At 74.7% G+C, this 20,720-nt stretch carries 16 protein-coding genes; 11 read left to right on the forward strand and 5 right to left on the reverse strand.

The window, feature by feature from the left end; genetic code table 11:
* Positions 1-524 precede the first annotated feature (524 nt).
* From OSB71_RS22360 to pssA, 9 genes are all read left to right on the forward strand, one after another.
* Positions 525-2,309 (forward strand): 3-hydroxyacyl-CoA dehydrogenase family protein, encoded by a 1,785-nt coding sequence (locus tag OSB71_RS22360; protein ID WP_265950600.1) that lies wholly within the window; start codon positions 525-527, stop codon positions 2,307-2,309.
* A gap of 86 nt (positions 2,310-2,395) precedes the next feature.
* Positions 2,396-3,184, forward strand: coding sequence for a TetR family transcriptional regulator (locus tag OSB71_RS22365; protein ID WP_265950601.1), 789 nt, complete (start codon positions 2,396-2,398; stop codon positions 3,182-3,184).
* A gap of 660 nt (positions 3,185-3,844) precedes the next feature.
* On the forward strand, positions 3,845-5,185 hold the full coding sequence (gene ccrA / locus OSB71_RS22370; RefSeq protein WP_265950602.1) for a crotonyl-CoA carboxylase/reductase: 1,341 nt from the start codon (positions 3,845-3,847) through the stop codon (positions 5,183-5,185).
* Positions 5,186-5,211: 26 nt separating this feature from the next.
* Positions 5,212-7,242, forward strand: coding sequence for an ethylmalonyl-CoA mutase (locus OSB71_RS22375; protein ID WP_265950603.1), 2,031 nt, complete (start codon positions 5,212-5,214; stop codon positions 7,240-7,242).
* Entirely contained in the window at positions 7,239-8,204 is a 966-nt protein-coding gene (locus OSB71_RS22380) for an HpcH/HpaI aldolase/citrate lyase family protein (RefSeq protein WP_265950604.1), read from the forward strand. The genes OSB71_RS22375 and OSB71_RS22380 overlap by 4 nt, the downstream gene beginning before the upstream one ends.
* Positions 8,205-8,207: 3 nt before the next feature.
* Complete coding sequence (locus OSB71_RS22385; RefSeq protein WP_265950605.1) at positions 8,208-8,729, forward strand: MaoC family dehydratase; 522 nt, start codon at positions 8,208-8,210, stop codon at positions 8,727-8,729.
* 1 nt (position 8,730) lies between these two features.
* Entirely contained in the window at positions 8,731-9,936 is a 1,206-nt protein-coding gene (locus OSB71_RS22390) for an acyl-CoA dehydrogenase family protein (RefSeq protein WP_265950606.1), read from the forward strand.
* A 177-nt stretch (positions 9,937-10,113) separates the two neighbouring features.
* A complete protein-coding gene (locus tag OSB71_RS22395) occupies positions 10,114-10,761 on the forward strand; it encodes a phosphatidylserine decarboxylase (RefSeq protein ID WP_265950607.1) in 648 nt (215 codons plus the stop codon).
* Positions 10,748-11,599: a CDP-diacylglycerol--serine O-phosphatidyltransferase gene (gene pssA / locus OSB71_RS22400; protein ID WP_265950608.1), complete on the forward strand. Its 852-nt coding sequence runs from the start codon at positions 10,748-10,750 to the stop codon at positions 11,597-11,599. Before OSB71_RS22395 ends, pssA begins: the two co-directional genes overlap by 14 nt.
* A gap of 119 nt (positions 11,600-11,718) precedes the next feature.
* Here the strand turns inward: pssA and OSB71_RS22405 are convergent, their stop codons facing one another.
* The 4 genes from OSB71_RS22405 to OSB71_RS22420 all read right to left on the reverse strand — a co-directional run bounded on the left by OSB71_RS22405 (position 11,719) and on the right by OSB71_RS22420 (position 17,165).
* Positions 11,719-12,855, reverse strand: coding sequence for a glycerate kinase (locus tag OSB71_RS22405; RefSeq protein WP_265950609.1), 1,137 nt, complete (start codon positions 12,853-12,855; stop codon positions 11,719-11,721).
* A gap of 205 nt (positions 12,856-13,060) precedes the next feature.
* The gene (locus tag OSB71_RS22410; protein ID WP_265950610.1) at positions 13,061-14,479 is read right to left on the reverse strand and encodes a phytoene desaturase family protein; all 1,419 of its coding nucleotides are present in this window, start codon (positions 14,477-14,479) and stop codon (positions 13,061-13,063) included.
* A 12-nt stretch (positions 14,480-14,491) separates the two neighbouring features.
* A complete protein-coding gene (locus OSB71_RS22415; RefSeq protein ID WP_265950611.1) occupies positions 14,492-15,319 on the reverse strand; it encodes an inositol monophosphatase family protein in 828 nt (275 codons plus the stop codon).
* Between the two features lie 88 nt (positions 15,320-15,407).
* Positions 15,408-17,165 (reverse strand): gamma-glutamyltransferase family protein, encoded by a 1,758-nt coding sequence (locus tag OSB71_RS22420; protein ID WP_265950617.1) that lies wholly within the window; start codon positions 17,163-17,165, stop codon positions 15,408-15,410.
* A 385-nt stretch (positions 17,166-17,550) separates the two neighbouring features.
* Between OSB71_RS22420 and OSB71_RS22425 the strand changes: the two genes are divergently transcribed.
* Positions 17,551-18,063, forward strand: coding sequence for a DUF6328 family protein (locus OSB71_RS22425; protein ID WP_265950612.1), 513 nt, complete (start codon positions 17,551-17,553; stop codon positions 18,061-18,063).
* Positions 18,064-18,185: 122 nt separating this feature from the next.
* Here the strand turns inward: OSB71_RS22425 and OSB71_RS22430 are convergent, their stop codons facing one another.
* Positions 18,186-18,629: a DUF6278 family protein gene (locus tag OSB71_RS22430; protein WP_265950613.1), complete on the reverse strand. Its 444-nt coding sequence runs from the start codon at positions 18,627-18,629 to the stop codon at positions 18,186-18,188.
* Positions 18,630-18,822: 193 nt separating this feature from the next.
* On the opposite strand from OSB71_RS22430, the gene OSB71_RS22435 reads away from it, so the two are divergent.
* Positions 18,823-20,720 (forward strand): SGNH/GDSL hydrolase family protein (locus tag OSB71_RS22435; protein WP_265950618.1); only part of this gene is annotated, 1,898 nt, incomplete at its 3' end.

Genomic DNA, 20,720 nt, shown 5'->3' on the forward strand with positions numbered 1-20,720 from the left:
GCCGGGTGCCTCCCCACTCCCGGGCCCGCCCGAAACCACCGCCCGGCCCCGGGCCACCCGAGCCAGCGGGCCGCGCGGGCCCCCGGGCCGCACCGACCGCGCGGGCCGTCCGGGCCGCGCGGGCCGTCCGGGCCGCGCGGGCCCGCCGCGCTGCCCGCCCGAGGCCGCCGGCGCGCCGCGCGCCACGGCGGCGGAACCGCCGGCGCACCGGGCGGCCCCGGCAGCGGCGGAGCGGACGGCCACCGTGGCGCGGGACACAGCGGCGAGGGGGTGGCGTTCTTGTTACCGGCCGGTTAGCCTGCTCATCAGAGCGGGACACCCGCTCAGGCGGTCTGGTGACGCAGCCGCCGAGAGTGCAAAGCGGTTCAGCGACACGTGCACGGCACGACGCGACGACGCGGCCCCGGGCAGGGCCGTCGCCGTTCCTGACACCAGTGCGACCAGCGACGCCCGCACGGCGGACCACACCCCGTGGGCGGCGGTCAGCACCCTCCCTGCCAAGTCGTCACCCCTGGAGTCCCGTGATGGACCGTCCCTCCCTCAGCACAGTGGCCGTCGTCGGCCTCGGCACGATGGGCACCGGAATCGTCGAAGTCCTCACCCGCGCGGGCCGCGAGGTCATCGGCGTCGACGTCAGCGACGAGGCGGCCCGGCACGCCGTCCGCGCGCTGGAGGCCACCACCGCCCGCGCCGTGGCGCGGGAGAAGATGACCGAGCGGGAACGCACCGACGTCCTGGCCCGCTTCCGCACGTTCTCCGACCTGCGGGCGGTGGCCGAGGCCGGGCTCGTCATCGAGGTCGTGCCCGAGGACTACGCGCTCAAGCACGCGGTGATCCGGGCGCTGGACGACATCGTGCGGCCCACCGCCGTCGTGGCCACCGGCACGAACGCGCTGTCGGTCACCCGGCTGGCCGCCGACTCCGCCCACCCCGAACGCGTGGTCGGGCTGCACTTCTTCAACCCGGCGCCCGCGATGAGGCTCGTCGAGGTGGTCTCCTCGGTGCTCACCGCCCCCGACGCCGTCGAGGCGGTGACCGAACTCGTCCACGAGCTCGGCAAGGAGCCGATCCGTGCCGGGGACCGGCCCGGCTTCGTGGCCGACGGGCTGCTGTTCGGCTATCTCAACCAGGCCGCCGCCATGTACGAGGCGCGGTACGCCACGCGCGAGGACATCGACGCGGCGATGAGGCTGGGCGCGGGCCTGCCCATGGGGCCGCTCGAACTGCTCGACCTCATCGGCGTCGACACCGCCCGCACCGTGCTGGAGGCGATGTACGCCGAGTCCCACGACCGGCTGCACGCGCCCGCGCCGATCCTCGGCCAGCTCAGCCGCGCGGGGCTGACCGGCCGCAAGGCCGGCCGCGGCTTCTACACCTACGACGCGCCCGGCTCGGCCACCACGGTGCCCGACGCGCTCACCCCGGCCGCCGACGCCGGTCAGGGCACCGCGCGCGAGGTGCGCGCGGTCGGCGTCGCCGGGTCGGGCACGATGGCCAGCGGCATCGCGGAGGTCTTCGCCAAGGCCGGGTACGCCGTCACGCTCGTCGCACGCAGCCGGGAGAAGGCCGAGCGGGCCGCCGCGCGCATCGCCGCGTCCCTGGACCGCTCGGTGCGCAAGGGGCGGCTCAGCCAGGAGGACCGGGACGCCGTGCTCGCACGGGTCACCCCCGCCGACACCCTGGAGGCGCTGGCCGAGGTGGACCTGGCGGTGGAGGCCGTCGCCGAGGACCTCGCCGTCAAGCAGGAGCTGTTCGGCACGCTGGACCGCGTCTGCAAGCCCGGCGCCGTCCTGGCCACGACCACCTCCTCGCTGCCCGTGGTCGCCTGCGCCCGGGCCACCGGCCGCCCGCGGGACGTCGTCGGCATGCACTTCTTCAACCCGGCCCCCGCCATGAAACTCGTCGAGGTCGTCCGCACGGTGCTGACCGGGGACGACGCGCACGCCACGGTCCGCGCGGTGTGCGCCCGCGTCCGCAAGCACCCGGTGGACTGCGGCGACCGCGCGGGCTTCATCGTCAACGCCCTGCTCTTCCCGTACCTGAACAACGCGGTGAAGATGCTGGAGGAGCACTACGCGACGCTGGACGACATCGACGCGGCGATGAAGCTGGGCGGCGGCTACCCGATGGGCCCCTTCGAGCTGCTGGACGTCGTCGGGCTCGACGTCTCCCTGGCCATCGAGCAGGTGCTGTACAGCGAGTTCCGCGAGCCGGGGCTGGCCCCCGCGCCGCTGCTGGAGCACCTGGTCGCGGCCGGGTGCCTGGGCCGCAAGTCCGGGCGCGGGTTCCGCGAGTACGCCCGTCGGTGAGCGCTCCCACGGGGTGGGGCGGGTTGCTGGAGCCTTCCTCCGGTGGCCCGTCTCCCCCGCACCGCGGCCCGTGTAACGTTCCCCACATGTCGCAGCCCGCCAAGCCCTCCCCTACACCTGCTCGCAGCTCCGCGTCCTCCCAGCGCCTGAAGATGCGCCGGGAACTCGCGGCCGCGGCGATGGAGCTGTTCGCGAGCAAGGGGTACGAGGAGACGACGGTCGACGAGATCGCGGCCGCGGCGGGCGTGGCCCGGCGGACCTTCTTCCGCCACTTCCGCTCCAAGGAAGAGGCCATCTTCCCCGACCACGACGACACCCTGGAGCGGGCGAAGGCGGTCCTGGAGGCCGCTCCGCCGCACGAGCACCCGCTGGACACGGTGTGCCGGGGCATCAAGGAGGTCATGCGGATGTACGCGGCCTCCCCGGCCGGGAGCGTCGAGCGCTACAAGCTGACGCGGCAGGTCCCGGCGCTGCGCGAGCGCGAGATCGCCTCGGTCGCGCGGTACGAGCGGCTGTTCACCCGCTACCTGCTGGGGCACTTCGACGAGGCCGCGCACCGGGACGGCGACGACGATCCGCTGCTCGCCGAGGTCGCGGCGTCGGCGGTCGTCACCGCGCACAACCACGTGCTGCGGCGCTGGCTGCGCTCGGGCGCGCGCGGCGACGTCGAGGGCCAGCTCGACCGGGCGTTCTCCATCGTGCGCTCCACGTTCGGCACCGGCTTCGGCGCCCGCTCCACGGCGCTGGGCGGCGCCCCGGGCACGAGCGCCGCTCCGGCCGCCTCCGCGCAGGGCGACGTCCTGGTGACGGTCGCCCGCACCGACACCCCGCTGCCGCAGATCATGCGCACGATCGAACGCGCGCTGCGCGCGTAACCCCCGCGCCGGGCCCCGGGCGCCCGCGCCCCTCGCCGGGACCGGGTGCCGCGTCCCGCCCGACCGGCGGCGCGCTCCGGCTCCTGGGCCCGCCTCCGCCTGCGGCACCGCGGACGGCCGCGCGGCGGCCCCGGCCCCGCGCCCGGCGCCTCCGGTCCCGCGCCCGCCGAGCCGCGCCCTTCGCCGGCGTCCGGCAGGGCCGCCCCGGCCCCGGACCGCTGCCCGGACCCGCTCGCCCCGCCCGGCCCGCGGCGCGGGCGCGCCGCGGGCCGCCGTACGCGAGCACCGCGCACCTCCCGGCACCTCCCCGCGCCCCGCGGCCCGGCACGCCCACGCCCCCGCGTTGACCGGCCGCCGCCCGCGAGGCGGCCCGCCCGTGGAGCCCCGCCCGGCCCCCGGGGGAAGCGTTCGGCCGGTGTCTCCGTGCGGTGACGGGCGGATGACGGGAGCGGAAAAACAACTGGCACTGGGTGTCTTGTCGGCTGGCACTGCGTGTCATACAGTGAGGGTCCGCCGACGGCGCTGTCCCCGCGGTACACCCTCACCACGCGCCCGGCGAAGCCTGCGTCACCAGGCTCTTTACCGCGACCCACGCGGTGTCGCACGAACCGCCTTGCCTCGCCCACCCGCGTCCCCGTACACGCTCGCCGGAGGCATACCGTGACCAACCCGATCCTCGACGCGATCTGCTCCCCCGACAGCACCCGGGAGGACTTCGCCGCTCTTCCCCTGCCCGAGTCCTACCGCGCGGTGACCGTGCACCGCGACGAGCAGGAGATGTTCCAGGGCCTGGACAGCCGGGACAAGGACCCGCGCAAGTCGCTGCACCTGGACGACGTGCCGGTGCCCGAACTCGGCCCGGGCGAGGCCCTGGTCGCGGTCATGGCCAGCTCGGTCAACTACAACTCGGTGTGGACCTCGATCTTCGAGCCGGTCTCCACGTTCGCCTTCCTGGAGCGCTACGGCAAGCTCTCCCCGCTGACCAAGCGGCACGATCTGCCCTACCACGTCATCGGCTCCGACCTCGCCGGTGTCGTCCTGCGCACCGGCCCGGGCGTCAACGCCTGGCACCCCGGTGACGAGGTCGTCGCGCACTGCCTGTCCGTCGAGCTGGAGTCCGCCGACGGCCACAACGACACGATGCTCGACCCGGAGCAGCGCATCTGGGGGTTCGAGACCAACTTCGGCGGGCTCGCCGAGATCGCCCTGGTGAAGTCCAACCAGCTCATGCCCAAGCCCCGGCACCTGAGCTGGGAGGAGGCGGCCGCCCCCGGGCTGGTGAACTCCACCGCCTACCGGCAGCTCGTCTCGGGCAACGGCGCGGGCATGAAGCAGGGCGACAACGTCCTCATCTGGGGCGCCAGCGGCGGCCTGGGCTCCTACGCCACGCAGTTCGCACTGGCCGGCGGCGCCAACCCGATCTGCGTCGTCTCCAGCGAGGACAAGGCGGCCATCTGCCGCGCCATGGGCGCCGAGGCGATCATCGACCGCAAGGCCGAGGGCTACCGGTTCTGGAAGGACGAGCACACCCAGGACCCCAGGGAGTGGAAGCGGCTGGGCAAGCGCATCCGCGAGCTGACCGGCGGCGAGGACGTGGACATCGTCTTCGAGCACCCCGGCCGGGAGACCTTCGGCGCCTCGGTCTACGTCACCCGCAAGGGCGGCACCATCGTGACCTGCGCGTCGACCTCCGGCTACACCCACGAGTACGACAACCGCTACCTGTGGATGTCGCTCAAGCGCATCGTCGGCTCCCACTTCGCCAACTACCGCGAGGCGTGGGAGGCCAACCGGCTGATCGCCAAGGGCAAGATCCACCCGACGCTGTCGCGGACCTACGCCCTCGCGGACACCGGGCAGGCCGCCTACGACGTGCACAAGAACCTCCACCAGGGCAAGGTCGGCGTGCTGTGCCTGGCGCCCGAGGAGGGGATGGGCGTCAGCGACCCGGAGCTGCGCGCCCGGCACCTCGACGCCATCAACCGCTTCCGCAACGTCTGAGAAGCCGAGAAGAGACGCGAGACGTCATGACTGAGCGCCACAACCCCGGCGGCCGGCCGCCACGGGACCGGCCCTGGCTGATGCGGACGTACGCCGGGCACTCGACGGCCGAGGCGTCCAACGAGCTGTACCGCCGCAATCTCGCCAAGGGCCAGACCGGCCTGTCGGTCGCCTTCGACCTGCCCACGCAGACCGGGTACGACCCCGACCACGTGCTGGCCAGGGGCGAGGTGGGCCGGGTGGGCGTGCCCGTCTCCCACCTGGGCGACATGCGGCGGCTGTTCCAGGACATCCCGCTGGAGCAGATGAACACCTCGATGACCATCAACGCCACCGCCATGTGGCTGCTGGCGCTGTACCAGGTGGTCGCCGAGGAGCAGGGCGCCGACATCGGCAGGCTCCAGGGCACGACGCAGAACGACATCGTCAAGGAGTACCTCTCGCGCGGGACCCACGTGTTCCCGCCGGGGCCCTCCCTGCGGCTGACCACCGACATGATCGCCTACACGGTGGCGCACGTCCCCAAGTGGAACCCGATCAACATCTGCAGCTACCACCTGCAGGAAGCCGGGGCCACGCCGGTGCAGGAGATCGCGTACGCCGTCTCCACGGCGATCGCCGTGCTGGACGCCGTGCGCGACTCCGGCCAGGTGCCGCCGGAGCGGATGGGCGACGTCGTCGCGCGGATCTCGTTCTTCGTCAACGCCGGAGTGCGGTTCGTCGAGGAGATGTGCAAGATGCGGGCCTTCACCCGCATCTGGGACCGCGTCACCCGCGAGCGGTACGGCATCGCGGACCCCAAGCACCGCAGGTTCCGCTACGGCGTCCAGGTCAACTCCCTGGGACTGACGGAGGCGCAGCCGGAGAACAACGTCCAGCGCATCGTGCTGGAGATGCTGGCCGTGACGCTGTCGAAGGACGCCCGCGCCCGCGCGGTGCAGCTCCCCGCCTGGAACGAGGCGCTGGGCCTGCCGCGCCCGTGGGACCAGCAGTGGTCGCTGCGCATCCAGCAGGTGCTGGCACTGGAGAGCGACCTGCTGGAGTACGAGGACATCTTCGCCGGCTCGCACGTGGTCGAGGCGAAGGTGACGGGGCTGGTGGAGCAGTCGCTGGCGGAGATCGAGCGCATCCAGGAGATGGGCGGCGTACTGGCCGCCGTCGAGTCCGGCTACCTCAAGTCGCAGCTCGTGGCCTCGCACGCGGAGCGCCGGGCACGGATCGAGTCCGGCGAGGAGAAGATCGTCGGCGTCAACTGCTACGAGTCCACCGAGCCGAGCCCGCTGACGGCCGACCTGGACACCGCGATCATGACGGTGGACCCGGCGAACGAGGCCCGTGTCGTCGCGGCGCTGGGCACCTGGCGGGACCGGCGGGACGAGCCCAGGGCGCAGGAGGCGCTCGCGGCGCTGAAGAAGGCCGCCGCCGGGGACGCCAACCTGATGCCGGCGACCGTGGAGTGCGCCCGGGCGGGGGTGACCACCGGCGAGTGGGCGTGGGCGCTGCGCGACGTGTTCGGCGAGTTCCGCGCGCCGACGGGCGTCAGCGGCGCCCCGGTCGCGGTGGCCGCCGAAGCGGGCTCGGCGCTGGCCCGGGTGCGGAGCAAGGTGGCCGCCACCGCCGGCGAACTGGGCGGCAGGCTGCGGCTGCTGGTGGGCAAGCCGGGCCTGGACGGCCACTCCAACGGCGCCGAGCAGATCGCCGTGCGGGCCCGGGACGCCGGGTTCGAGGTGGTCTACCAGGGCATCCGGCTCACCCCGGAGCAGATCGTCTCGGCGGCCGTGGCCGAGGACGTGCACTGCGTGGGCCTGTCCATCCTGTCCGGCTCGCACGCCGAGCTGGTGCCGGACGTGCTGGACCGGCTGCGCGCGGCGGGCGCGGCGGACGTGCCCGTCGTCGTGGGCGGCATCATCCCCTCGGCCGACGCCGCCGCCCTGAGGGCCGCCGGTGTCGCGGCCGTCTTCACGCCGAAGGACTTCGGCATCACGGAGATCATCGGCCGTATCGTCGACGAGATCCGCCTCGCGAACCAGCTCGAACCCCTGGAGGTCCCCGCATGAGCACCCCCGTCAATCGCCTGCGCCCCCGCCGCTCCTGCCTCGCGGTGCCGGGCAGCAACCCGCGCTTCCTGGAGAAAGCGCAGGGCCTCCCGGCTGACCAGGTGTTCCTGGACCTGGAGGACGCCTGCGCGCCGCTGGCCAAGGAGGGGGCGCGGCACACCATCGTCGACGCGCTGAACAACGGCGACTGGGGCGGCAAGACCCGCGTCGTGCGCGTCAACGACTGGACCACCCACTGGACCTACCGCGACGTGGTGACCGTGGTGGAGGGCGCGGGGCCGAACCTGGACTGCGTCATGCTGCCCAAGGTGCAGGACGCCACCCAGGTCAAGGCCCTGGACCTGCTGCTGACGCAGATCGAGAAGACGATGGGCTTCGAGGTCGGCCGCATCGGCATCGAGGCGCAGATCGAGAACGCCGCGGGCCTGGTGAACGTCGACGAGATCGCCGCGGCCTCGCCGCGCCTGGAGACGATCATCTTCGGCCCGGCCGACTTCATGGCCTCGATCAACATGAAGTCCCTGGTGGTGGGCGAGCAGCCGCCCGGCTACCCGGCGGACGCCTACCACTACATCCTCATGCGCATCCTGATGGCCGCCCGCCACCACGACCTCCAGGCCATCGACGGCCCCTACCTGCAGATCAAGAACGTCGAGGGCTACCGGGAGGTGGCGGGGCGGGCCGCGGCGCTCGGTTTCGACGGCAAGTGGGTGCTGCACCCGGGCCAGGTGGAGGCGGCCAACGAGGTGTTCTCCCCCTCCCAGCAGGACTACGACCACGCGGAGCTGATCCTGGACGCGTACGAGTACTACACCTCCGAGGCGGGCGGCAAGAAGGGCTCGGCGATGCTCGGGGACGAGATGATCGACGAGGCCAGCCGCAAGATGGCGCTCGTCGTCGCGGGCAAGGGCCGCGCCGCCGGCATGACCCGTACCAGCACGTTCGAGGCACCGGAGGCGTAAGCGATGCAGTTCGGCCGCACGTATGAGGAGTTCGAGGTCGGTGCCGTCTACAAGCACTGGCCGGGCAAGACGGTCACGGAGTACGACGACCACCTGTTCTGCCTGCTGACCATGAACCACCACCCGCTGCACCTGGACACCCACTACGCGGAGAAGACGACCGACTTCGGCCGGAACGTGGTGGTGGGCAACTACGTCTACTCGCTGCTGCTGGGCATGTCCGTGCCGGACGTCTCCGGCAAGGCGATCGCCAACCTGGAGATCGAGTCGCTGCGGCACGTGGCGCCCACCTTCCACGGCGACACCGTCTACGGCGAGACCACCGTCCTGGACAAGACGCCCTCGCGGTCGAAGTCCGACCGCGGCGTGGTCCACGTCGAGACCAGGGGCTACAAGCAGGACGGCACGCTGGTGTGCGTCTTCCGCCGCAAGGTCATGGTGCCCACCGAGGCCTACATCACCGAGCGCGGTGGCGAGCAGCCCGGCCGCCCCGAGCCCGCCGAGCGCCCGAAGGGCGGTAAGTGACATGGGACGCCTGGCGCGGACCGAGGGTCTGACCGACATCCAGCGCGAGATCGTCGAGACCGTGCGGAGCTTCGTCGACAAGGAGATCCTGCCGGTCGCCACGGAGCTGGAGCACAAGGACGAGTACCCCACCGAGATCGTCGAGGGGCTCAAGGAGCTCGGCGTCTTCGGCCTGATGATCCCCGAGGAGTACGGCGGGCTCGGCGAGTCCCTGCTGACCTACGCGCTGTGCGTGGAGGAGATCGCGCGCGGCTGGATGAGCGTGTCGGGCATCATCAACACGCACTTCATCGTGGCCTACATGCTCAAGCAGCACGGCACCCGGGAGCAGAAGGACCACTTCCTGCCGCGGATGGCGGCCGGCGAGGTGCGCGGCGCGTTCTCCATGTCCGAACCGGCGCTCGGCTCGGACGTCTCGGCCATCAGCTCCAAGGGGGTCCGCGAGGGCGGGGAGTTCGTCCTGACGGGCCAGAAGATGTGGCTGACCAACGGCGGCTCGTCCTCGCTCGTCGCGGTGTTGTGCCGCACGGACGAGGGCCACCCCGAGGGCACGGCGCCGCACAAGTCCATGACGACCTTCCTGGTGGAGAAGGAGCCCGGGTTCGGCGAGGTCCGGCCGGGACTGACGATCCCCGGCAAGATCGACAAGATGGGCTACAAGGGCGTCGACACCACCGAGCTCATCATGGACGGCCTGCGCGTCCCGGCGGACCGCGTGCTCGGCGGCCGGACCGGCCGCGGCTTCTACCAGATGATGGACGGCGTCGAGGTGGGCCGGGTCAACGTGGCCGCGCGCGGCTGCGGGGTGGCCCAGCGGGCCTTCGAGCTGGGCGTCTCCTACGCGCAGCAGCGCCACACCTTCGGCAAGCCGATCGCCCAGCACCAGGCGATCCAGTTCAAGCTGGCCGAGATGGGCACGAAGGTGGAGGCCGCGCACGCCCTGATGGTCGGGGCCGCGCGCAAGAAGGACTCCGGCCAGCGCAACGACCTGGAAGCCGGCATGGCCAAGTACCTGGCCTCGGAGTACTGCAAGGAGGTCGTCGAGGACGCCTTCCGCATCCACGGCGGCTACGGCTTCTCCAAGGAGTACGAGATCGAGCGGCTCTACCGCGAGGCGCCGATGCTGCTGATCGGTGAAGGTACGGCGGAGATCCAGCGCATGATCATCGGACGCCGTCTGCTGGAGGAGTACCGCGTCCAGAGCTGAGCGGCGTTATGTCCGGTTCGGGGTGTTTCCGCCGCGGTGGAGGTCACACCCCGGGCCGGGCCCCACGGGGCCGACGGCGGCTCCGGCTTTCCCAGTTGCCCCGTCCAGCCGATACCATGCGGGGAAAAGCCGTGGTCCACCGTATCCGCGCGGCACCCTCCGCTACGAAGGTCTTCCATGCCCCACCGCCCCTCTCCCGCACCCCGTGGTCGCGTCCGCATCGCTCGCGGAGCCACCCCGTGGTTCCTCCCGACGGTCGCCACCGCGGCGGTCAGCCTCGCCGCGGCCCGGCGCTCCGGCGCGGCCCGGGTGCTCGCCGTGCCGGCCACCGCGCTCGCCGCCGGCATGCTGTGGTTCTTCCGGGACCCCGAGCGGGACATCGCCGACGGCAGGGTCATCTCGCCCGCCGACGGCGTCGTGCAGTCCATCATGCCGTGGCAGGACGGCCGTACCCGCGTGGCGATCTTCATGAGCCCGCTGAACGTCCACGTCAACCGCGCGCCGATGGCCGGCACCGTGGCGTCCGTGGAGCACGTGCCCGGCGGCTTCGTCCCGGCTTTCAACAAGGAGAGCGAGCACAACGAGCGGGTCGTCTGGCACTTCGACACCGAACTCGGCGACGTCGAGATGGTGCAGATCGCCGGCGCCGTGGCACGGCGGATCGTCCCGTACGTGCCGCAGGGCGCCAAGGTCGAGCAGGGCGAGCGGATCGGGCTGATCCGCTTCGGCTCCCGCGTCGACGTGTATCTGCCCCAGGGCGTCGAGCCGGCCGTCGAGGTCGGCCAGGCGACGACCGCGGGGGTGACACGCCTTGACCGCGACTGATCCCGACAGTCCCCGTACCTCCTCGGCCTGGGCCCTGGACGACGACGCCGACGACGAGATGCCGCTGTCGATGCGCCTGTCGATCGCGGACACCCTCACCCTGGGCAACGCGACCTGCGGGTTCATGGCGGTGTACTTCACCACCACGGGGGTGCTGATCCCGCACCTGACCGGCAGCGGCGACGGTGGCATGGCCCGCTCCAGCGCGGCCACGGCCGTCATGCTCATACTGCTGGCCTCGATCTTCGACCTGTTCGACGGCATCGTGGCCCGCAAGCTGCGCGCGTCCGCGATGGGCGCCGAGCTGGACAACCTCTCCGACCTCATCAGCTTCGGCCTCGCCCCGGCCTACTTCGTGCTGGTGTGGGGCATGGTGGCCACGGACGCCAACCAGCACGTGTCGGCGCTGGCCGCGATCGTCGTGCTGCTGGCGGTGGTGCTCCGGCTGGCCCGGTTCTCCTGCGTCACGCCCCGTGACGGCATCTTCCAGGGCATGCCGAGTCCCTTCGGCGCGCTGACGGTGGTGTCGATCGTGCTGCTGGAACTGCCGTTCGTGCCGACGCTGCTGGCGATCATCGGCACCGCCTGGCTGATGGTGAGCCGGGTGGAGTACCCCAAGCCGCGCGGGCTGCTGGCGGTGGCGATGCTGAGCTGGATCCTGCTGTCCATGGGCATGCTGGCCGCGTGGGCGCTGGGCACGCCGGGCGGCGAACTGCTGCTCCAGACGGGCTGCGCCCTGCAACTGGTGCTCGGCGCGGTGATCCCGCTGTTCGCGACCGCCCGCCGCGTCAACACCTTCCGGGTGGACCGGCGAGCCGCGCGGGCCGCCCAGGGTTAGCCTCGGGCGGCCGCCTCGTTGACGCCGACAAGCCCGCCTCGGCCGTGACCCGCGCGTCACGGCCGGGGCGGGCTTCGTCGTCCGCCCGCCCCGGCCGCGCCGGGGCGGGCGGACGAGTCCTACAGGCGCTCCTCGGCGAGCCGGGCGGCCACCCGCTCCAGCAGGGGCCCGGCGTTCGCGATGCAGACGGCCGGGTCCGGTTCGAGCGCCGTCAGGGGGTAGACGGCCTCGATGCCCGCCTCGGCGACCCGCCGCGCGTCGATCGCCAGCCGGCCGCAGACGGCCACCACCGGCTTGCCCGCCGCCCGCGCGGCCGCCGCGACGCCCGCGGGGGCCTTGCCGTGCAGGGTCTGGGCGTCCATCGACCCCTCGCCGGTGATCACCAGGTCCGCCCGGTCGAGCGCCGGGGCGAAGCCCAGCACGTCCAGCAGCACGTCGATGCCCGGCCGGAACGTGGCCCCCAGCCCCACCAGGGCGCCGTAGCCGATGCCGCCGGCGGCGCCCGCGCCCGGCGCCTGCGCGCACGCGGCGGCCCGCGGCCCGAGCGCGTCCGCCAGCACCGCCGCGTAGTGGGCCAGCGCCGCGTCCAGCTCCGCGACCTCCACGGCGGAGGCGCCCTTTTGCGGGCCGTACACGGCCGGGGCGCCCGTCGGACCGGTCAGCGGGTTGTCGACGTCGCTGGCGAGCACGACGTCGACCTCCTTCAGCCGTGGGTCGAGTCCGGACAGGTCGGCGTGGACCAGCTCGCGCAGCGGGCCGCCGCCGGGGGCGAGCGGCCGTCCGTCGGCGTCCAGGAAGCGGGCGCCCAGCGCCGCCAGCATCCCGGCCCCGCCGTCGGTGGTCGCCGAGCCGCCGACGCCGAACACGACCGTCCGCGCGCCCGCCTCGACGGCCGCCCGCAGCAGCTCGCCGCTGCCGTAAGTGGTCGCGGTGAGCGGTGCGAAGACGCCCGCGGGCAGGAGCTGCAGCCCCGACGCCTCGGCCATCTCGACGATCGCGGTGTCACCGTGCAGCGCGTACGCCGCCGCCACCGGCGTGCCCAGCGGGCCCGTCACCGTGACCTCACGGCGCTCGAAGCCCCCGGCCACCGCCGCGGCGACCGTGCCGTCACCGCCGTCGGCCACCGGCAGCGCCTCGACGCGGACCTCCGGGCGGGCCCGCCGCAGCCCGGCGGCCACGTGGTCGGCGACCTGCACGGCCGTGAGCGAGCCCTTGAACTTGTCCGCGGCGATCAGCACGCGCCCTGTATGCGTCATGTGGGTCGTCCCTTGCTTTCGAACGGGCAGTCGCGCCGGGTCCGACCCTATCCGGCGGGACGGCGCCGCGCCCCGGTGGCCCACACACCGGTCGGGCGCACCGGGCGGACGGGGGCGAGGGGCACCGGGCCGCCACGGGGCGGGGCGGGGCGGGGCGCGGACCCGCGGACGCCGGTCCGCGTCCGGCGGCACGCGTCCGGCGGTCTCAGGACTGGCGCAGGCGGCGCCAGACGGCCTTCGCCGCGTTGTGGCCCACCATGCCGTGGACCCCGGGGCCGGGCCACGCCGCCGCGGAGCACAGGTACACCGCCGGGTGCGGCGTCGCGTACGGGACGCGGGCCGGGCGCGGGCGCAGCAGCGTCTGGAGGCCCGTGAAGGCGCCGCAGGCGATGTCGCCGCCGACGTAGTTGGCGTTGCGTGCCGCGAGCTCCGGCGGCCCCGCCACCGCGCGGGCCAGCACCAGGTCGCGGAAGCCGGGTGCGAAGCGCTCGATCTGCCGTTCGACGGCGTCGGTGAGGTCGCCGTCCCAGCCGTTGGGCACGTGCCCGTAGGCCCAGTACACGTGCTTGCCCTCCGGGGCGCGGTCCGGGTCGACGAGCGTGGGCTGGGCGGTGATGAGGAAGGGCACCTCCGGCGCCCCCCGGCCGCTCGCCGCCGCCTCCAGGGCGGTCGCGATCTCGGCGGTGCTCGCCCCCAGGTGGACGGTGCCCGCCCGGCGGGCCTCCGGCGCGGTCCACGGCACCGGGCCGTCCAGCGCGTAGTCGATCTTGAAGGCGGCCGCGCCGTGCCGGAAGCCCGCGAAGGCGTTGCCCAGCCCGGCGATGCGGGCGAGCGCCGAGGGGGAGGTGTCGAAGACGTAGGCGCGGGCGGGCGGCAGCTCGTCGATCCGCCGGACCTCCACCCCGGTGTGCACGACGCCCCCCAGGTCGCGCAGGTAGGCGGCCAGCGCGTCGGCGATGGCCTGCGAGCCGCCGCGGGCCAGCGGCCAGCCGTGCGCGTGCGCGGCGAGCGCGAACACCAGCGCCAGCCCGGAGGTGGCGGGCGTGCTCAGCGGGGCCATGACGTGCGCGGCCAGCCCGGCGAAGAGGGCGCGGGCGCGGTCGTCGCGGAAGCGGCGCAGCAGCCAGGAGACGGGCGGCAGCCCGACGGCGCCGAAGCGGGCCAGGGTGAGGGGCCCGCCGGGGACGCCGTCCCAGGGGACGGTGAGGAAGTCCGCCGCCAGGGTGTCCCAGCGGCCGGTGTAGGGGGCGACGAGTTTGCGGTACCTGCCCGCGTCGTGCGGGCCCAGCGACATGGCCGTCTCGCCCACCGAGTGCGCCAGCACGGCGGCGGTGCCGTCGTCGAAGGGCTGGGCCATCGCCAGCTCGGGGTGCAGCCAGGTCAGGCCGTAGCGCTCCAGCGGCAGCGCCCGGAACACGGGCGAGCCCGCGCCCAGCGGGTGCACGGCCGAACAGGGGTCGTGCCGGAACCCGGGGAGTGTGAGCTCCTCGGTGCGGGCCCCGCCGCCGACGGTGTCCCTCGCCTCGAAGACCTCGACGGTCATGCCCCGGCGGGCCAGCTCCACGGCGGCGGTGAGCCCGTTCGGACCGGCTCCCACGACCACGGCGTCGCGCATGGACGGCACGTCAGTTCTCCCTCATCGCCCCGGGTTCGCTCCTGCCAGCACCGAGAGGATACGCCCGCGGGTGGCCTCGTCCCGGGCGGCGACGAACGGCAGGGCGTTGCCGCCGGTCAGGGTGAAGGGCGTGCCGTCGCCGGTGGCGTGGGTGCCGCCGGCCTCGGTGACCAGCAGCAGGCCCGCCGCGTGGTCCCACGGGAGCTCCCACGAGTAGGCGAGCGCGTCCAGCTCGCCGCGGGCCACGGCCAGGTACTCCAGGCCCGCCGATCCGGTGGGCCGGGGCGCGATGCCCTCGGTGCGCAGACGCAGCAGGGCGCGGCGGCGCTCGTCGTCGATGAAGTCGGGGTGGTCGGTGGCGACCCGCAGCGGCGCGCCTGACTCGGGGGAACCGGTGGTCAGCACGCGCCCGTCCAGGGTGGCGCCACCTCCGCGCCAGGCGGTGGCCAGCAGCTCGCGGGCGGGCTGGTACGTCCAGGAGGCGAGCAGTTCCCCGCGGTGGGCGAGCGCGACGAGCGTGCAGAAGCCCTCCTCCCCGCGCACGAACTGCCGGGTGCCGTCGACCGGGTCGACGATCCACACCGGGGCCTCGCCGTGCAGCGCGTGCAGCATGGCCGGGTCCGCGTGCACGCCCTCCTCCCCGACGAACGCCGAGCCCGGCAACAGCGCGGGCAGCGCCCGCCGCAGGTGCGCCTCGGCGCTGCGGTCGGCGGTGGTGACCAGGTCGTGCGGGCCGGCCTTCTGGAGCACGTCGTCGTCCGCGAGCTGTCGCCAGCGAGGCATGATCTCCTCGGCGGCGGCCGCGCGGATCGCCGCCTCGACCCCTGCGGTGAGCGCGTCGTCGATCATCTGACCATCCAACCACGCCCGCCGGACGCCGCGGGGAGCGGGCCGCCGCGGGGCCCGTCGCGGGCCTGCCCGCGCCCCCGCGCGGGCGTCAGCGGCCGACCGCGTACCCCTGCATGCCGCGCGGGTTCGCACCGGCGCTGACCAGGCCCGTGTCCGGGTCGCGGGCGACCGCGCACAGGCGGCCCTCGGACCAGGCCGGGCCGAGCGCGAGGTCGTGGCCGCGCGCCCGGAGCGCGGCCAGCACCTCCGGTGGCATGCGCTCCTCCACCACCAGGTGGCCCGGGCGCATGCCGCGCGGGTGGAAGGAGCCGGGGAAGGACTCGCTGTGCCAGTTCGGTGCGTCGATGGCGCCCTGGAGGTCGAGTCCGCCGCGCACCGGTGCGCGCAGGGCGACGGCGAGGAAGAAGTGCGTCTGCCACTGGTCCTGCTGGTCGCCGCCCGGAGTGCCGAAGGCCAGCACGGGTTCGCCGCCGCGCAGGGCGAGCGAGGGGGTGAGCGTGGTGCGGGGCCGGCGGCCCGGGGTGAGGGTGGCGGGCAGGCCGGGGTCGAGCCAGGTCATCTGCAGCCGGGTGCCCAGCGGGAAGCCCAGCTCCGGCACGACGGGGTTGGACTGCAGCCAGCCGCCGCTGGGGGTCGCGCTGACCATGTTGCCCCAGCGGTCGACGACGTCCAGGTGGCAGGTGTCCCCGCGGGTGAAGCCGTCCGGGGCGACGGTGGGTTCGCCGGCGCCCGCCGCCGGGGCGGGGGCCGGGGCCCCGGCGGCCACGGCGCGCGCGTGGGCGGACAGGCGCGGGGCGCGCCCGCCGGGGCTGCCCGGGCGCAGCTCGCGGGAGGCCCGCGCGCCGACCAGGGCGCGGCGCTGGGCGTTGTAGGACGCGGAGAGCAGGTCGGCCAGCGGCACGGCCTCGGGGCCGTCGGCGTCCCCGTACCAGGCCTCCCGGTCGGCCATGGCGAGCTTGGTCCCCTCGACGAGCGTGTGGACGTAGTCGGCGGTCCCGTACTCCAGCCCGTCGGGCAGGAGCGCCAGTTGCTGGAGGAGGACGGGGCCCTGGCTCCACGCCGCGGGCTTGCACACCGTCCACTCCCGCCAGTCGTGGGTGACCGGCTCCTCGTAGTGCGCTCGGAAGCGGGCCAGGTCCTCGCCGCCGAGCGTGCCGGTGTGCGTCCGGCCGGAGGAGTCGCGGGTGGGCCGCCCGGCGGCGGCCACCAGCGCCTCCGCGACGAAGCCCTCGCGCCACACCCGGCGGGCGGCGTCGATGCGGGCCTCCCGGCCCGGGCCCGCGGCCGCCGCCTCGGCCAGCACGCGGCGCCAGGTGGCGGCCAGCGTGCGGTTGGCGAACGGGCGCCCGGGGCGCGGCGGCCGCCCACCGGGCAGGTAGACCGCCGCCGAGCTGGTCCACTCACGGGTGAACAGCTCGCGCACGGTCTCCACGGTCTGGGTGAGGCGTTCGACGGGCGGGTGCCCGTGCTCGGCGTAGCCGATGGCGTACCGCAGGACGCGCTCCAACGGCCAGGTGCCCCAGTCGCGCAGGAGCAGGAGCCAGGCGTCGAAGGCGCCGGGGACGGCGGCGGCGAGCGGGCCGGTGCCGGGCACGAGGTCCAGGCCCAGCCCGCGGTAGTGCGCGACGGTCGCCCCGGCCGGGGCCGGGCCCTGCCCGCACAGCACCCGCACCCGCCCCCCGGCGGGCGCCAGGAGGATCGGCACCTCGCCGGCCGGGCCGTTCAGGTGCGGTTCGACGACGTGCAGCACGAACCCGGCGGCCACGGCGGCGTCGAAGGCGTTGCCGCCCTCCTCCAGCACGCCGAGCGCGCTCTGGGAGGCCAGCCAGTGGGTGGTGGAGGCCATGCCGAAAGTGCCCTGGAGGGTGGGGCGCGTGGTGAACACGGGCCGAGGGTACGCCGGTCGGGCCCGTCGGCCCACCCGGGTGCGCGGGTCCCGTCCGTGGTGGGCCCCCGGCCCGCCGCCTCCCCGGCGGCTCCCGGCGGCTCCCCGGCGGGCCAGGGGCGTCGGTGCCGCGGGGAGGCGGGCCCCGGTCCCGTCCCCGGCCACCGGTCGGACCCCGGCGGCCGCCGCCCGTCCGGTTCCCCCGCGCCCTCGCGCGCCAAGCCGTTCGGCGTGCCGCCCGCACGGGAGTTCGGCCCCGGTGCCGCACGCGACGTTTGAACGCGCCCCGTTCGAACAGAGACAAGTGCGAACCACGGCGGCCGCCCCCGAAGGCGAGGAGGGTTCCATGAGCGTGAGCCTGGAGAGCGAGGAGTCCCGCCCCCGCGGGCGCAACGAGACCGAGGAGGAGCGCGCCGACAGGCGGTGGGTGGAACTGCTCCAGGAGGTGCGCGTCGCCCAGACCGGCGTGCAGATCCTGCTGGCCTTCCTGCTCAGCATCGTCTTCACCCGGCGGTTCACCGAACTCGGCGACGTCGACCGGGCCATCTTCGTCGTCACCGTGGTGCTCGGCGCGGCCTCGACCGGCGCGCTGATCGGGCCGGTGTCCTTCCACCGCTTCGTGACGGGCCGCCGGCTGAAGCCCCAGACCGTGGAGTGGGCGTCGCGGCTCACGGTGACCGGCCTGCTCCTGCTGCTGTGCACGGTCACCAGCGCGCTGCTGCTCATCCTGCGCGTCGTCCTCGGGCACGCGGGCGCGTACTGGATCACCGGCGCGCTGTTCGCCTGGTTCGTCTCCTGCTGGTTCCTCCTGCCCGCGTGGGCCCGCCGGAAGGCTCCGGAGCGGCCGCGCGGCCGGTAGGCGCGGCACGGGAAGCGCGCGGGCCGCCCGCGCGCCCCGGCGGTCCCGCGCACCGGCCGTCAGACGCGGACGGCCGACGGACGCGTGCAGCCGACGGACGCGTGCAGCCGTCCGCGCGCCGGTCAGGACTCGGCGGCCTCCGCGTAGCTCTGGTGCAGCTCCGGCGTGCCCCCGGACGCCCACGCGTGGCCGACGTCGACGACCTCGATCTGGCGGCCCGAGGCGAGCTCGACGACCGGGTGGCCGTTGGGCCACAGCGTCCAGCGGGCGCCGGGAACCGTCCGCACGAGAACCGTGCCCAGGTACAGGCCCGCGTCGTTACCCAGCCAACTGAGCGTTTCGGGGTCGTCGCGCCAGCGGGGCAGGAGCTGGTCGAGCGCTTCCAGCGAGGCGGCGGTGTCGTCCAGGCGCACCCCGTGCCGGGCGGCCAGGTCCCGCAGGAGTTCGCACTCGGAGAACAACTGGGCCACCCCCTCCAGGTCCCGTTCCGCCAGGGGCCCGTAGACGGCGATGCCGCGCGCCATGCCGTGTCGCTTGCGCCAGTTGCCCAGGAAGGGGATGTTCATGGGGGTAAGGGTCGCACTGACCCGCGCGGAGGCGCCACCGGCGCGCGCCGCCGCCCGGTGGTCCGATGGACACCGCCGCGCCGCCCGCCCGTCGCGCACCGGACCGCTCCGGGGCGTGTGCTGACGGGGCGTGGGATCACTTCGAGCGTGAAGGAGAGCCGCCGTGCCCGTGCGCTGGCGTCGTTCGCTGCGGATGCTGGCCGGGCTCGTCGGCCTGGCGGTCGCCCTGCCCACCAGCCCGGCCACGGCAACCGGGCCCGCCCCGGCGGTGGCCGCCCCGGCCGTGCGGGCGCCCGCCGACCCGGCCGACCGCGCCGAGCCGCTGGAGCGGCTGTTCGACAACCGGGGAGTCAGCGACGACGCCTCGCCGGGGTCGGCCGACTTCGACGGCGCGGGCGCCTCCTTCTCGGCGCGGGACCTGCGCGCGGCCGGCTGGACGCCGGGGCGCGCGCTGGACCTCGGCGGCACCCGGCTGCGCGCCCCGCGCACCGCCGCGGGGGCCGCCGACAACGCTGGTGAAGCCGGTAAAGCTGGTCATGCCGACAACACCGGCAACGCCGACAACGCCGACAACGCCGACAACGTGGTGGCCGACGGGCAGTGGGTACGCGTCGGCGGGCACGGCGAGGCACTGGCGTTCCTGGTCGCGGGCAGCTCGCCGGGCAGCCCGGGCGACGCCGTGACGGGCACGGGCACGGTGCGTTACGCCGACGGCTCGCGCTCGTCGTACACGCTGACGGCCGGCGACTGGCGGGCCGGGCCCCGCGCCACGAAGGCCGTCACCCTCCCCCACCGCAACACCCCGGACGGCCGGGTGGGCGAGCCGGTGCGGCTGTACGCGGTGACGGTGCCCCTGCGCCCCGCACCGGTGCGCGCCGTCGAGCTGCCCGCAGACCCGGGCCCGGATCGTGACCTGCACGTCTTCGACGTGCGGGTGCAGCCCGCCGACGACGGCTGGAGCGGCACGTGGGCGGCGAGCACCGGCGGCTACGCGGCCGTTGGCCCGTGGACGGACCGCACCCTGCGCCTGGTCGTCCCCGCCAGCGCGGGCGGTGCGCGGACCCGCGTCCGGCTGGCCAACACCTTCGCCGACGCCCCCGTGCGCATCGGTGCGGCGTCCGTCGCGGTGCGCGGCACGGGGGCGGACGCGGCCGGGCCGCCGGTGCCGCTGACCTTCGGTGGCCGGGCCGGCGTCAGCGTGGCGGCCGGGGCGCAGGCCGTCAGCGACCCGGTGGAGCTGGCCGTGCCGGCGGGCGGCGTGCTGCTGGTGAGCATGCACCTGCCGGGCACGGTGCGCGCGGCGCCGGTGCACAGCAGGGCGCTGCAGACCTCCTACGCCTCCGCGGACGGCGCCGGAGACCTCACCGGCGCCGTGGCCGGTGGCGACTTCCGGCCGGAGCTGACCTTCTGGCCGTTCCTGACGGGGGTGGACGTCGACGGCGGCCCCGGCAGCATCGTGGCGCTGGGTGACTCCATCACCGACGGCGAGGACTCCACACCCGGGGCCAACCGCCGCTGGCCGGACCTGCTGGCCCGCCGCCTGCACGCCGACGGCGGCGTCCCGGACTACGGGGTGCTCAACCACGGCGTCTCCGCCAACCGCGTCGTCACCGACCGCTACCCGGGCGAAGGGGTCAGCCGCGACACGGCGGGCGTCAGCGCCCGGCACCGGCTGGAGCGGGACGTGCTCGCGCAGACCGGGGTCGCGACCGTGGTGGTCTTCGAGGGCGTCAACGACCTGCGCCACCGCACCCCGGCAGCGGAGCTGGTGGCCGGGCTGCGCGCGCTGGCCGAGCGCTCCCGGGCCCGGGGCCTGCACGTGGTGGGCGCGACGATCCTGCCGTGCGGCGGGTTCCCGGACTGCACGGCCGACGTCGACCGGGCCCGTCGGGAGGTGAACGCCTTCATCCGCGACAGCGGCGCCTTCGACGCGGTGCTCGACTTCGACGCCGCCCTGCGCGACCCCGCCCGGCCCGACCGCATGCTGCCCGCCTACGACGGCGGCGACCACCTGCACCCGGGCGACGCGGGCATGCGCGCCCTCGCCGACTCCGTCGACCTGCGCCTGCTGGTCCCGGCCGCACCGGCCGC

Origin of the sequence: Streptomyces marinisediminis, assembly GCF_026262575.1 — a bacterium.
Classification (GTDB): domain Bacteria; phylum Actinomycetota; class Actinomycetes; order Streptomycetales; family Streptomycetaceae; genus Streptomyces; species Streptomyces marinisediminis.

What these genes read in the sequence shown, in the direction of transcription:
- OSB71_RS22365 (WP_265950601.1), top strand. Translation starts at nt 2,396, where the DNA reads ATGTCGCAGCCCGCCAAGCCCTCCCCTACACCTGCTCGCAGCTCCGCG.
- OSB71_RS22405 (WP_265950609.1), bottom strand. Translation starts at nt 12,855, where the DNA reads ATGACGCATACAGGGCGCGTGCTGATCGCCGCGGACAAGTTCAAGGGC.
- OSB71_RS22360 (WP_265950600.1), top strand. Translation starts at nt 525, where the DNA reads ATGGACCGTCCCTCCCTCAGCACAGTGGCCGTCGTCGGCCTCGGCACG.
- OSB71_RS22430 (WP_265950613.1), bottom strand. Translation starts at nt 18,629, where the DNA reads ATGAACATCCCCTTCCTGGGCAACTGGCGCAAGCGACACGGCATGGCG.
- OSB71_RS22385 (WP_265950605.1), top strand. Translation starts at nt 8,208, where the DNA reads ATGCAGTTCGGCCGCACGTATGAGGAGTTCGAGGTCGGTGCCGTCTAC.
- OSB71_RS22395 (WP_265950607.1), top strand. Translation starts at nt 10,114, where the DNA reads ATGCCCCACCGCCCCTCTCCCGCACCCCGTGGTCGCGTCCGCATCGCT.
- OSB71_RS22415 (WP_265950611.1), bottom strand. Translation starts at nt 15,319, where the DNA reads ATGATCGACGACGCGCTCACCGCAGGGGTCGAGGCGGCGATCCGCGCG.
- OSB71_RS22420 (WP_265950617.1), bottom strand. Translation starts at nt 17,165, where the DNA reads ATGGCCTCCACCACCCACTGGCTGGCCTCCCAGAGCGCGCTCGGCGTG.
- OSB71_RS22425 (WP_265950612.1), top strand. Translation starts at nt 17,551, where the DNA reads ATGAGCGTGAGCCTGGAGAGCGAGGAGTCCCGCCCCCGCGGGCGCAAC.
- OSB71_RS22380 (WP_265950604.1), top strand. Translation starts at nt 7,239, where the DNA reads ATGAGCACCCCCGTCAATCGCCTGCGCCCCCGCCGCTCCTGCCTCGCG.
- OSB71_RS22375 (WP_265950603.1), top strand. Translation starts at nt 5,212, where the DNA reads ATGACTGAGCGCCACAACCCCGGCGGCCGGCCGCCACGGGACCGGCCC.
- OSB71_RS22390 (WP_265950606.1), top strand. Translation starts at nt 8,731, where the DNA reads ATGGGACGCCTGGCGCGGACCGAGGGTCTGACCGACATCCAGCGCGAG.